The organism is Alkalibacter mobilis, assembly GCF_015594845.1.
Lineage (GTDB): Bacteria > Bacillota > Clostridia > Eubacteriales > Alkalibacteraceae > Alkalibacter > Alkalibacter mobilis.
This window is the reverse complement of sequence record NZ_JADNRK010000021.1, coordinates 25,122-37,600: the sequence shown is the minus strand read 5'-3', so window position 1 is coordinate 37,600 and position 12,479 is coordinate 25,122. Positions and strand designations below refer to the sequence as shown.

The 12,479-nt window shown below is 38.0% G+C and carries 10 protein-coding genes and 1 other RNA gene; 8 read left to right on the top strand and 3 right to left on the bottom strand.

Going from position 1 to position 12,479, the window contains the following annotated elements; all coding sequences use genetic code 11:
• The first annotated feature begins 100 nt into the window (after nucleotides 1–100).
• The 4 genes from IWB18_RS09775 (at nucleotide 101) to IWB18_RS09760 (ending at nucleotide 4,109) form a co-directional block, all read left to right on the top strand.
• The gene (locus IWB18_RS09775; protein WP_195683434.1) at nucleotides 101–772 is read left to right on the top strand and encodes a DAPG hydrolase family protein; all 672 of its coding nucleotides are present in this window, start codon (nucleotides 101–103) and stop codon (nucleotides 770–772) included.
• Nucleotides 773–785: 13 nt separating this feature from the next.
• Nucleotides 786–1,025, top strand: coding sequence for a 4Fe-4S dicluster-binding protein (locus IWB18_RS09770; protein ID WP_195683433.1), 240 nt, complete (start codon nucleotides 786–788; stop codon nucleotides 1,023–1,025).
• Nucleotides 1,026–1,046: 21 nt separating this feature from the next.
• Nucleotides 1,047–2,747: an FAD-dependent oxidoreductase gene (locus IWB18_RS09765; RefSeq protein WP_195683432.1), complete on the top strand. Its 1,701-nt coding sequence runs from the start codon at nucleotides 1,047–1,049 to the stop codon at nucleotides 2,745–2,747.
• A 75-nt stretch (nucleotides 2,748–2,822) separates the two neighbouring features.
• Nucleotides 2,823–4,109 carry an MFS transporter gene (locus tag IWB18_RS09760; RefSeq protein WP_195683431.1) on the top strand — a complete coding sequence of 429 codons (1,287 nt, stop codon included), beginning with the start codon at nucleotides 2,823–2,825 and terminating at the stop codon, nucleotides 4,107–4,109.
• Between the two features lie 234 nt (nucleotides 4,110–4,343).
• Here IWB18_RS09760 and rnpB read toward each other — a convergent pair.
• An RNA gene (gene rnpB / locus IWB18_RS09755) (RNase P RNA component class A) lies at nucleotides 4,344–4,727 on the bottom strand.
• A gap of 62 nt (nucleotides 4,728–4,789) precedes the next feature.
• Between rnpB and IWB18_RS09750 the strand changes: the two genes are divergently transcribed.
• The 3 genes from IWB18_RS09750 to ndk are packed head-to-tail and all read left to right on the top strand — an operon-like array spanning nucleotide 4,790 to nucleotide 7,601.
• Complete coding sequence (locus IWB18_RS09750) at nucleotides 4,790–5,515, top strand: M48 family metallopeptidase (RefSeq protein WP_195683430.1); 726 nt, start codon at nucleotides 4,790–4,792, stop codon at nucleotides 5,513–5,515.
• 30 nt (nucleotides 5,516–5,545) lie between these two features.
• Nucleotides 5,546–7,168 (top strand): putative manganese-dependent inorganic diphosphatase, encoded by a 1,623-nt coding sequence (locus IWB18_RS09745; protein WP_195683429.1) that lies wholly within the window; start codon nucleotides 5,546–5,548, stop codon nucleotides 7,166–7,168.
• 22 nt (nucleotides 7,169–7,190) lie between these two features.
• The gene (ndk, locus tag IWB18_RS09740; protein WP_207740807.1) at nucleotides 7,191–7,601 is read left to right on the top strand and encodes a nucleoside-diphosphate kinase; all 411 of its coding nucleotides are present in this window, start codon (nucleotides 7,191–7,193) and stop codon (nucleotides 7,599–7,601) included.
• Between the two features lie 50 nt (nucleotides 7,602–7,651).
• On the opposite strand, the gene IWB18_RS09735 is transcribed toward ndk, so the two are convergent.
• Nucleotides 7,652–8,800, bottom strand: a complete 1,149-nt coding sequence (locus tag IWB18_RS09735; protein WP_195683427.1) for a baeRF7 domain-containing protein — start codon at nucleotides 8,798–8,800, stop codon at nucleotides 7,652–7,654.
• Nucleotides 8,801–9,013: 213 nt separating this feature from the next.
• On the opposite strand from IWB18_RS09735, the gene IWB18_RS09730 reads away from it, so the two are divergent.
• The gene (locus IWB18_RS09730) at nucleotides 9,014–10,558 is read left to right on the top strand and encodes a methylenetetrahydrofolate reductase C-terminal domain-containing protein (RefSeq protein WP_195683426.1); all 1,545 of its coding nucleotides are present in this window, start codon (nucleotides 9,014–9,016) and stop codon (nucleotides 10,556–10,558) included.
• A 39-nt stretch (nucleotides 10,559–10,597) separates the two neighbouring features.
• On the opposite strand, the gene typA is transcribed toward IWB18_RS09730, so the two are convergent.
• Entirely contained in the window at nucleotides 10,598–12,418 is a 1,821-nt protein-coding gene (gene typA / locus IWB18_RS09725; protein WP_207740806.1) for a translational GTPase TypA, read from the bottom strand.
• Nucleotides 12,419–12,479 lie beyond the last annotated feature (61 nt).

The window sequence follows — 12,479 nt, the reverse complement described above, 5'->3', positions numbered from 1 at the left end:
TCAACAGAAAGTTTATCATCACTCAGATTAAAGTGGCATAGTTTGTGTCCAGAACTGGCCTAGTTTGTGGCGAGTTCTGGACTAGTCGTGATGTCTGAAAATGGCCTGCTTTATTTTACCAGTTACACCAGGATATCTAGATGTAGAGGTAGGATACTGCATCATGGAGGATGGAACGGGATTTGTAGCAAACTTGACAAAGATGCCCGGTGTTACGGTTGAAATGTTTGATTGGTGGTTTGCATGGCATGGTCTTGACAATTTAAGATACACCATATGGAACCCAGAAGACCACTACAAAGCAGAATCAATGCAGAAGAAAAGGACTTTAGATAGTGATCTTAACTTGCGTGAAAAGTATTGGGATACTTCGCATGAGGTCGTTGAAGATATTGGAATGGGACCTGAAGATATAGTAATCAACTTTAAATATCCGGGAGACCTTGGATTTGATATGAGCAGGTTTGGTACAAAAGATTGTGGAACTATAATTTGTGCTAAAGGCAATGGCAAGGGACATCCTCCGTTTGCTTCGCCTGATACTATTATGTGTCATTTTATCAGAGAAATAGACGGGGGAGTTGAGCTTAGAACTAGATTTTGGATGGGCTGGACTGTTGAAGATGGAAAGGATGTAAAGGCACTTCCGGATTGGGCTAGAATGCCTGCAATGGGTCCGATGACTTTGCTTTTGCATAATATTAAAGAATTTACAAACCTTGCTGTATTGTTGCCTAAGATTTACGCAGAAGAAAAAGATAATTTTTATTAAGGAGGCATGAAATATGACAAATCATAAAGTCATAATTGACAAAGATAAATGTATAGGATGTAAATTATGCTATAAAGCTTGCTTTGTAGATGTTATAAGATGGGACGAAGAAGAGAATAAACCAATAGCAGCTTACCAGGAAGATTGTGTTCATTGCACTTATTGTGAAGCCCTTTGTCCAAAAGAGTGCATAGACGTTGTAATCGATTTTGAATCTGAGCGACTTTACCAAAGTTTTGATAGATATAGATAAAAAGATGGGAGTGAAATTTTGATGACTAAATTAAACATAGAGGAAAAACGGATAAGCACAGATGTGGTCATTGTCGGAGGAGGCATTGCAGGTTTAACAGCAGCAGTGAGAATAAAAGAGCTAAACTCGGATATTGATATATTGATTATAGAAAAAAATACGACGGGATACAGCGGAAAGGCCAACAGAGGTGGAGGGGTATTGCAATATTTCGATTTCAATCGTTGCACTCCTGAGCAATTTGTAGGTTATCACGCACATAACGTAGGGGCATTTCTAGGAGATCAAGAGCTTCTTTATAAATATGTGAGTATGAACAATGAGATGATAGAAAAGCTAGTCAATTGGGGAGTGAAAGTTCCTTATGATGAAGATGGTAATTTAAAAGTCATTCCTACAGGGCCAATGACAGGCATGATAGGAGTTGATCTTGATATTACTCTTCAAGTCAGGAAAACAGCAGCAAAGTTTGGAGTTAAAATAGTTGATAAAACTGTTATGTCAGATATTTTGACCAACAATGGAGAAGCAGTGGGAGTTGTTGGGTACGACTTGATTGACGGGACGTTTAGCATCATAAAAGCAAAATCGGTGATTCTGGCAACAGGAAGTCAAAACTACAAAATAATGCCTATGTGGAACGGCAGAGGGGATGGAATAGCGGCAGCTTATCGTGCAGGTGCTGAAATGAGAAATGCAGAATTCGGAAACTTTGCTCAGCAATACAAGGCTAAAAGTCACCATGACATGGTATTTAGCGAAAATGTTATGTACAATTCATTGGGAGAAAACATAACTAAGAACTTCAGGAGATTTCCAGAAGCGGACGTTAGCTCAAAGGCGGTTTCCGAATGGTATAAGCAGATGTCAGCTGGTAAAGGGCCGGTTTATATACATCCTGATGAGTATGAAGTAACGGCCCATGGAGACGCATTATTCACTACTCCTTATGTATGGAATAGACCTTATGGAATTAAAATATGGAAAAAGATATATGGCAAAGCCGCAGAAAAAGATGGAGATTGCAAGGAGGTAGTAATGTGCTTTGTGGGTGAACAGTCACCGGTAAAAGTAGGACACGACATGCAGACCACCATACCCGGGCTTTATGCCGTAGGAGATATCAGCTATTCTGGATCTGCATCTCCAGGAGCTGTTCCTGCACCTCCGGGGAGAAACAGGGGTTCAGGAATACTAAATGCAGTTTTCAATGGATTGATAGCAGCAGAATCCAGCTTGGATAGAGTAAGTAAAAAAGATGAATCAGCGATAGATGATGATCAGGTTATGCTTCTGAAAGAAAGAACATATGCACCGTTGTTAAAATCGGACGGAATTGATGCAGAAGAAATAATGGAAGATATCAGAGAAGCAGTCGGTCCCGTAGAGAACTCAGTATATATGAGCCAGCACAGGATAGATATTGGACTTAGAAAAGTAGAAAAAACAAAAAATAAGCTCGAAAACTTAAAAGCTCAAGATTATCATGATTTATGTAATTGTCATGAGGCTCAGGCAATGGTACTGTCGGCTGAGATGCAGTTTAGAGCCGCTTCCATGAGAAAGGAGTCAAGAGGATGGTTCTTAAGAGAAGACTATCCTGAAACAGATAATCGCAATTGGCTGAAATACATCATAGTAAAAAATAATGAAGGGAAAATGGACTTTTCGACGGAAAATGTACCTATCGAAAAATACCCAGTAAAACCACTTTTTAAATAAGCAAAAGCATATCGGTTATATGAATTTGTCCCTTGGAATGAAGATATAGTGTTTAATGTTGAGGAGGAATATAAAATGGAAAATGAACAAAAATTTTCAGGTTGGAGAATGCTTTTTTCCATAGGAATCATTTATCTTTTAGTATTGGGATTTGCTCAGTATGGAGGGTCGGTAACTGCTCCTAACGTTCTGAGAGACATTCCTATGAGCAGGGCTATGTTTGGCCTTGGCTTTACGCTATTAAATTTGTTTGTAGGTATAAATTCTGCTTTTGTAGCAGCCCCTTTGGTTAAAAAAATTGGAATCAGAAATACTGCTATGTTCGGCTGTGGCATGCTCGTTGTTGTTGCAATATTGATGCAGATAGTGACTCAACCTTGGCAGTATCTGTTGGTATTTGGTGTATTGGTGTCGGTTGTAATGACATGCGGAACCATAGTTCCATATTCAACATGGATTGCAAGGTGGTTTGCTAAATACAGAGGTCGAGCAATGGGATATATGATGGTGATAGCTAGCTTTGGAGGTACCGTTGCCTCTCCGGTATTGGGGAGAATACTGTCGACAAACAACGGAAACTGGAGGATGGCTTGGGTTTATATTGGAGTGATTGGAGTGGTTGGAATTATAGCAAATAGGCTACTAGTTAAAGAAACTCCACAGTCTATTGGTCAGCTACCTGACGGAATTGATCCAAGCGATAAAAAAATGGTACAAGGCTCAAAAAGTTTGCTGTCTTCATATGACTGGACTGCTAAGGAAGCATATAAAACCAGATCCTTTTGGATGATATTTGTATCGGGAATTGCTATTTTTGCTCCATTCTTCTTCTTCGTATCCCATTATATCCTTCACTTGACTTCAAATGGCTTTGACCTAGAAACTGGTGCTATGGCTATGGGAATCATGACTTTAGGAGGTGTTGTGGGTCGATTGTTGTCAGGTTTTCTAACAGAAAAAATCCAGGCCAGATTCGTTCTTGCAATGGGGGTGTCGCCAACGATTATAGGTGCTTTGCTGGCAGTGAATGCATCTACAACTTCACAAGCGCTAATAGGAGCTGCTCTGTTTGGTATGGGGTTTGGATGGCCTTATACTGCAATGCTTACTACGTTGGCTAACTTTTATGGAGTAAAGGTATATCCTCAGGTCATGGGTACTATGATGCTTTTGACTGCAATAATATGTTCTCCAAGTGGAATGATAGGTGGATTGATATACGATTCTCAGGGTAGCTATACATTGGTTTTTAATGCAATATGGATTATATGCCTTGTAGGTGGAGTATTTGCGCTTTTTGCAAAAATGCCAGAGCCTTCGGTTTCGAAAGAAGTGACCGAAAGAAGTTGGAATTTAATATAGTAACAACTTACTTTATAGAGACGCGCTTACAAGGTGTCTCTTTTTTGTGTAGAAATATGAAGATAATAAAAAGGTGCGAAATTTTAACCTAGCTCGCTTATAATGAAATATCGTTAAAAAATATGATGAAAATGTTATAGTTACTGTTCTGCTATAGTAAAGTTGTAACACTCAGAGAGAAATTAGTCTATAATGAAAAACACAAGACCGTGAAAGCCTTGTGTTTTGTGGGCATTGACATCCAAGTCGTTAAGCCGAGTTCTGTTTTTGATGATCATCTATCTAGGCCTTTTGTTGCCAAAAGGCTCAAGCGACCTACCATTGGACACAGCGGGCCACTGCTTTTGTGTCCTAACTTGGTCTTGCACCAGGTGGGGTTTACAAATCCGACCAGTTACCTGGCCGATGGTGAGCTCTTACCTCGCCCTTTCATCCTTACCCGGCACTGTAAATTGCACAAATCAATATGGAATTTACAGCGCCGGGCGGTATACTTTCTGTTGCACTTTCCTTAGAGTCGCCTCCACCGGGGGTTACCCGGCACCCTGCCCTGCGGAGCTCGGACTTTCCTCATGAACTTTCTTGCGAAAATGTTCACGCGATCATCTGGCTTGCATGTTGCCCATTAAAGTATGTTATCATATATAGTATAATAGTACAAGTTTTTATATGGAGGATAAATGGATAAAAAGAAACAGTTAAGTATCGGAGAAATCGAGTATAACGTAGTCAAAAGAAAAAGAAAAACAGCAGAAATCAAAATTGACAGCAAAGGTGTGATAACACTTACTGTGCCGCATCATATAGATGATGCCAGGATCAATAAAATGATTTCAGATAAAATCCATTGGATTATAAATAAAAAAAGTCTTATAGTTGAAAAAAACAGAAAAATCAAACCTGTGAATTTTCAGCAGGGTGATCAATTGAACTTTCTTGGAAATAAGTACACGCTGAATATCTGTGGTGTAAAGTCTAATAAATCAAGAATTGATTTTGTTGAAGAAAAAATTGTATTTGAAGGGCCAATATGTGACAGGAAAATAATAAAGGACGAGCTAGTCAAATGGTACAAAATTCAAGGGCGAGAGATAATTTCGAGCAGGGTTGGATTTTATAGTAAATATTTTGATCACATTCCAACGGAAATTAAAGTGAAAGAGCAGAAAAAAAGATGGGGAAGCTGCACATATGACAACAAGTTATTGTTCAATTGGCGAATAATTATGGCACCTATGGAGATTATAGACTATATAGTTGTTCATGAAATGAGCCATATGAAGCATAAAAACCATTCGAGGGATTTCTGGTGTGAGGTAAATCGAGTATATCCTGAATATAAAAATTGCAAGGATTGGCTTAAAGAGAATTATATGGAATTGAGTTTCAACGATGATATAATATAACCAATATAAATTTAATGCGGAGGTATTTAGATGAATGATGTATTAGTGTTTGGTCATAAAAATCCCGACACAGATAGCGTGACCTCGGCTATCGTTATGGCTGACTATAAAAAAAAGATGGGGGTCAGTGCAGTTCCCGTCACTTTAGATGAAATTGGCAAAGACAGCAGATATGTGCTTGATTACTTTAACGCTGATATTCCGGCTGTTTTGGACAATGTCAAGATACAAATGAAGGATTTAAACTATGACAAAACGAAACCCCTGACCAGCAAAAATTCCATATTCGACGCTTATTCATACATGGGGAAAAATAGACTGAGAACTTTGCCGCTTGTAGATGACGAGAATTATCTGATTGGGATAGTAACTATGAAAGATATAGCAATGAGCTTGATCAGCAGTGAGCAGAGACTTATAAATTCCAGCTTTGACAACATTGTCGAAGCAATGGAGGGAGTTTCGATCAACAAGGTCGGTGAGAATGTAGACGGTGAAGTGTTGGTTACTGCTTTTCATCTTGATACGATCGAGGAGATGAGGTTGTTTAACAGCAACACTATTGTGATTGTAGGTGATAGGACCGATATTTTAAAACATGCCATAGAATCTAACGTTCAGTTGATAATAGTCACGGGTTGCAAAGAAATAGATGCTGAAATAATCGAATCGGCCAGAAATAACAAAATAAATCTCATTGCAACTTGTTTCGACACCTACGAGGCAACAAAGACTATTTTTTTAACGAATTATGTACAAAATATTATGATAAGTGAGAATATTTTGTATTTCAAGGAAAATGATTATTTGGAAGAATCGAGAGAGATAATTAGAGATTCGGAGCATTCGAAATTTCCACTCGTCACAGAAGATGGAAAATACATGGGAATCTTGGGAAGAGGTCACATAATCAGTCCGGCAAAAAAGAAAGTGATACTTGTAGATCACAATGAGTATACCCAAAGTGCAGAAGGAATACGTGAAGCTGAAATATTGGAAATCGTCGATCATCACAAGATCGGAGATATTTCAACAACTCTGCCCATTTCTTTCAGGAATCAACCGGTGGGAAGCACCAATACAATCTTATACAACATGTATAAAGAAGCGGGATTTCCAATCGACGGTCCTATTCCAGGGCTCATGCTTGCGGGCATAGTATCAGATACGCTGCTGCTAAAATCACCTACTACTACCGATCGGGATCGGGAAGCTGTGGAAGATCTTGTAAAAATCACAGGCATAGATCTAAATGCATTTGCGATGGAAATGTTCAAAAAAGGAACTGATTTGAGCGGAAAATCCGTGGAAGAGATCTTTTTTTCCGACTACAAGGAATTCGTATTGGAAGGTGTGAAAGTTGGGATATCCCAAGTTTTCACTTTAAATATTGATGCTATAAGCGAAAATATTGACGAATTTTTAACGTTTATAAAAAATTTAAACAATAGTAGACATCAATATATTACTATGTGTATAATAACAGATATAATAAAACAAGGCTCATATATTTTTTACAACGACAACAAATCGATCGATAGTTTGTTTGAAAGAAAAATGAAACAAGGTATTTTTGTAGAAGGCTGGGTATCAAGAAAAAAGCAAATTATACCTGTGTTGAGTGAAGGGATCAAAAAAATTAACACTAAATAATAGAAGGAGTGTAGAAATGGCTTTGGAAAAAACTTTAGTTATCTTAAAACCCGATGCAATGGAAAGAAAAATTGTAGGTGAAATCATTTCCATGATAGAAAAGAAAACTTACACCATATCTCACATGCAAATAAAGGAATTGAATGACGATGATTTAAGTTACCATTATGCAGAACATAAAGACAAGCCCTTTTTTCCGTCTTTAGCGTCATACATGAAAAGAGGACCGGTTGTGGTAATGGTAGTTGAAGGAGAAAATGCCATTAAAGGTTTCAGAAAATTAACAGGTGCTACAGATCCGTTAGACGCTGAAAATGGATCTATTAGGGGCAGATTTGCACTAACAAAAGATGAAAACATAATCCACGCTTCAGACTCACCTGAAAGTGCTGAAAGAGAAATCAATTTTTTCGTTCACGGAAAAAGACAATAAACATTACAAAAGCAGAGAGATCTTTAATGGTCTCTCTGCTAAAATTTTGCTCAGTATCTAAATAATGCTGCACAAGTTTTAGATTCAGGCATTTTTTCGGGGTCTAAAATGTGGATTTTACCCCCGGTCTTTAAAGTGTTTACAACTGAAAAGTTGATCAAATCTTCAGAATCCGGGTTGCCTTCTTTAAAGAATGCAGAATCCAATTCAGGATTATAGATTCCTGGAACGAAAGAGTTGGTTGTGGCGAACAGGATCCTTACCTTGCCCTTGGCTGCAGCCGATGCAACGTCTTCAATCGTCGAAGAAGTCTTATCTGTTGAAACCAAATTGTTGTATCGCATCAGATCCTTCTCGACAGTGCTGTTGTAGTACTTTTCAGCTATGGGTAAAGATTTTTGATGTATCTCTTGGATAGATAAATTATCGACGTTGCCGCTAATTTCGGTTTCCAGGATTTTGTATGAAGTATTAACTCTCTTGAAAATCGCTGTCAGATATTCCACACCGGCAAGAATTACAGGAGTGTTTTTGCTTTTTACATAAAGGTGCAGATCCTTGTCTATCATTTCAACAAAGCGCCATAAATTGGTTTTAAGTTCATCTCTACCATCGCCTTGGCCTCTGAATACTCCAGGGGTGCCATCCCCCGAGCTTCCATGACTTCTTGAATGAGATTGCCGTTCGTTATCGAAATCATCATATTTTAGTGCTTCTTCCAAACTGGTAGGGATTTTCTCCAATTCCACTTCGCCACATGATAGAAAATCACATGTGAAGAGTCTAACGTTATTTTGACTCAAAGATAAAATATGAAATTGATTTTCCAGACCAAATAATTTAAACAACGGCAATAAATAATAGTTCGGTCCAATGTAATGCAAAGGTTCAACAGGAAAAGGAATCCTTATAACGTCGATATTGCCTCCATTGAGAAAGACTCCTGCAGAAATCGATGGATTAGACCAGAAGTCGGAATCGTTTATTAATTCCAACGCAGGACTTATCAAAGAATCGGTTTCTTTTTTTGGAATATTGTGATCCAAAAGATCTGATTCTACAGATTTGACGAGATTTTTTAATAAGATCTTGCTTTTTTCATCAGTGAAATTTTGCCCCATTGGGAAGTACAAACTTATACAATTTTGATTTTGAACTTCAATTAATTTTTCAATTTCAGTTCTTGTCAGTAGGTTCATCGCGGAAACCTCCTTAAAGATTATTGTTATACCTTTACTTACCCTTAATCATAATGATTTAAGCATCAAAAACGTAGATAAAATAACGCAACTTTGTTTTCAATAGTTGAAAAACTATGTAGAAATATGTTATATTAATGAAGGAATTTATTTATCTCTTGTATATACATGTTTTTGTTTTAGTATTTAAGAGAATTTATGAGGAGGAAAATCATGACCACTAACAAATTGAGTTACAAAGAAGCTGTGTTGAGCAAAACGCATTTCTCCGTAACTTGGGAGATTGTTCCAGGAAGAGGATCGACTGAAAAGCAACAGGACAAAGCTATTGAAGCAGCAAAACAAGCAGCTGGCGACCCAAGAGTAAACGCTTTCACAATCACGGACAACCCAAGTGGAAAACCGGCAATAATGCCATATCCCTTGGCTCAGGAAATACTCAAAGAAACTGGAGAAGAAACGTTATATCATTTTACATGCAAAGACAAGAATAGAAATGAAATCGAAAGTCAACTCCATGCTATGAATAGATCTGGACTTAAAAATCTATTGGTCATGACAGGAGACTACGAATCAGAAGGCTTCGCAGGCAGACCCAAACCTGTTTTTGACTTGGATGCAGTCCATGTCTTAAAAATGATCAAGAAAATGAACGAAGGATTTGAGGTGCCGATAAGAAAAGGGACCAAGAGATTGAACAAAACAGATTTTTTTGCCGGCGCAGTTGTATCACCTTTTAAATCTACGGAACCCGAACAATTGGCGCAGTACTACAAGATGCATCAAAAATACGATAATGGAGCGGAATATTTTATTACTCAGCTCGGCTTTGACGCCAGAAAATTTCATGAGTTGAGACTTTATACACAGAAATACAATATTGATGTTCCATTGATTGGAAACATTTTTGTGTTATCAGTTCCGGTAGCAAATATGATGAATAAGAACTTGATCCCGGGATGCGTGGTTACTGATAAAATGTTGGCTGAATTAAAAGCCGAAAAAGAAAAAGATCCCGATGGAAACCATCATCAGCAGCTTATCAGATCAGCTAAATTATATGCAATTCTTAAAGGTATGGGTTATGATGGTGTAACCATAGCCGGTCACGGAATGAGTTATGATGACTTGTGTCTGGTATTGGAAAAGGGAGAAGAGTACCTTGAAAACTGGGTTGATTTGGTTAAGGAATTTGATTACCCAATGGAAAATGGCTACTACTTCTTTGAGAAGGATTCTAAAACTGGACTGAATACAGATGTTCCGGTTGATCGTTCTAAAACAGGTCACAAAAAGGCGAATTTAAAGACCTGGTTCTTCGGATCTTTCCACAGCCTGTTCTTTAGTGAGAAAGCGATTTTTTATCCCATTGTAAAATACTTTGCAGAAAAGATAGACAAAGGATTCTTGAAAAAACCATTTACATGGTTTGAGTATTATTCTAAAACTTTTATGAATGAATGCAGATTTTGCGGCGATTGTGTAATGCACGAGATCGGTTATCAATGTCCGATGTCAAAATGCCCTAAAAACCAAAGAAATGGAGCTTGTGGTGGAAGTAGAGACGGTTGGTGTGAAGTATACCCTGGCGAACAACGTTGTATCTACGTTGAGATGTATGAGCAATATAAAGCCAAAGAGAAAGAATACACGATGAAGTTGAGATATATACCACCGGTAAACTGGGAATTATACAAAACTTCTTCCTGGTTGAATTTCTTCAACAAGAGAGATTATAATTACAGACAAGATGACTAAAATAAAAACCCTTTGATCAGCATGATCAAAGGGTTTTGCTTATAGGTTTTTGCCGCTGCGTTTACGATCAAGTTCTTTCAATAATTTTTTTCGCAACCTAATCTGTTTTGGAGTGATTTCTACGAGCTCGTCATCATTAATAAATTCGAGAGCATCTTCCAGTGTAAGTTTCAGAGCAGGCGGCAGTTTTATTGCATCATCAGAACCGCTGGCTCGAACGTTGGTCATTTTTTTGTTTTTGCAAGGGTTTACAGTCATGTCCTCGTTTCGAGAGTTTAAACCAACTATCATTCCTTCATAAACAGTTACTCCGGGTTCAATAAAGAATTGAGCTCTCTCGCTTAAATTCATGAGTGAATATCCCATGGCTTCTCCATCAACTTGAGATATCAATACTCCATTCGTTCTTTGAGGTATTTCGCCCTTGTGTTGTTCGAATTTTTCAAATCTACGAACCATGGTGCCCTCGCCTCTGGTATCATTTATGAAATCCGTAGAATATCCAAGTAAACCACGGGTAGGCACTAGATATTCCAGAGACACAAAATCGCCTTCGGCGTGCATAGATTCCATGACGCCTTTTCTGATGTTGAGTTTTGATATAACTGCTCCTGAGTAATCTTGTGGGACTGAGATTATAACCTTTTCTATAGGCTCCATTAATTTACCGTTCTCCCGGTGCATTATTACTTCAGGTTTTGATACTCCCAGTTCATAACCTTCTCTTCTCATGTTTTCTATAAGAATTGACAGGTGAAGCTCCCCACGACCGGATACTTTAAATCCGTCAGTCTGTTCCAAAGGTTCTACTTTTAAACCAACATTTACTTCAAGTTCTCTTTCTAGCCTAGCCTTTAAATGTCTGGAGGTTACGTATTTTCCTTCTTTGCCGGCAAGTGGAGATGAATTAACTAAAAAGTTCATTGATAGTGTAGGTTCTTCAATGTGAAGTAACTCCAATGGTACGATTTTGTCAGGTTCACCGATGGTCTCGCCTATTGAAATGTTTGGAATACCGCTTATAACTACAATATCTCCGCTGCCAGCTTCCTTGACTGAAATTCTTTTCATCCCGGCATAAGTGAAAATGCCTGAGATCTTACCTCTTTCCAAAGTTTCATTTTCTTTGAATATTTCAACAGCCTGGCCCTCTTTAAGACTTCCTTTATAGATCCTGCCTATTCCAAGTCTGCCAAGGTAATCGTCATAAGCCAACGATGAAATCTGAAGTTGAAGAGGCTCTGAATTTAAATCAGGATATGGTTTTGCATGTTCAAGTATAGTCTCGAACAAAGGTATTATTCCATTTCTTTCATCGTTCATTTCTTTTAGAACGATACCTTCTTTGGCTATTCCGTAAAGAATTGGAAAGTCCAGCTGTTCGTCATTTGCTCCAAGTTCCAAAAACAGGTCAAATACCATATCTACAACTTCTTCGGCTCTTTGATCTTTCTTGTCGATCTTATTGATCAAAAGAATCGGTTTAAGCCCGATCTCCAATGCTTTGTTCAAAACAAACCTAGTCTGCGGCATGGGACCTTCAGATGAATCTACCAGCAATATTACAGTATCTACTGTTTTGATTATTCTTTCTACTTCCGATGAAAAATCTGCGTGTCCCGGAGTATCCACAATGTTTATCTTTATGTCATTGTACATGACCGAACAATTTTTAGAGTATATGGTTATTCCGCGTTCTCTCTCCAAGTCGTTTGAATCCATGACACATTCCACGACTTCCTCGTTATCTCTGAAAACGCCGCTTTGAGACAAGAAAGCATCTACCAAAGTAGATTTTCCCGCATCAACGTGTGCTATAACTGCAATATTGATAATTTTGTTGTTTGTAATTGTAATCAATTCCTCTCTATTAATATAACTTTTTTATTTTATACTTTTATGGTGGGGAATACAAGTGAAA

Excerpts from the sequence above, each read along its gene's own strand:
- IWB18_RS09775 (WP_195683434.1), top strand. The coding sequence starts at position 101 with ATGGCCTGCTTTATTTTACCAGTTACACCAGGATATCTAGATGTAGAG.
- IWB18_RS09770 (WP_195683433.1), top strand. The coding sequence starts at position 786 with ATGACAAATCATAAAGTCATAATTGACAAAGATAAATGTATAGGATGT.
- IWB18_RS09765 (WP_195683432.1), top strand. The coding sequence starts at position 1,047 with ATGACTAAATTAAACATAGAGGAAAAACGGATAAGCACAGATGTGGTC.
- IWB18_RS09760 (WP_195683431.1), top strand. The coding sequence starts at position 2,823 with ATGGAAAATGAACAAAAATTTTCAGGTTGGAGAATGCTTTTTTCCATA.
- IWB18_RS09750 (WP_195683430.1), top strand. The coding sequence starts at position 4,790 with ATGGATAAAAAGAAACAGTTAAGTATCGGAGAAATCGAGTATAACGTA.
- IWB18_RS09745 (WP_195683429.1), top strand. The coding sequence starts at position 5,546 with ATGAATGATGTATTAGTGTTTGGTCATAAAAATCCCGACACAGATAGC.
- IWB18_RS09735 (WP_195683427.1), bottom strand. The coding sequence starts at position 8,800 with ATGAACCTACTGACAAGAACTGAAATTGAAAAATTAATTGAAGTTCAA.
- IWB18_RS09730 (WP_195683426.1), top strand. The coding sequence starts at position 9,014 with ATGACCACTAACAAATTGAGTTACAAAGAAGCTGTGTTGAGCAAAACG.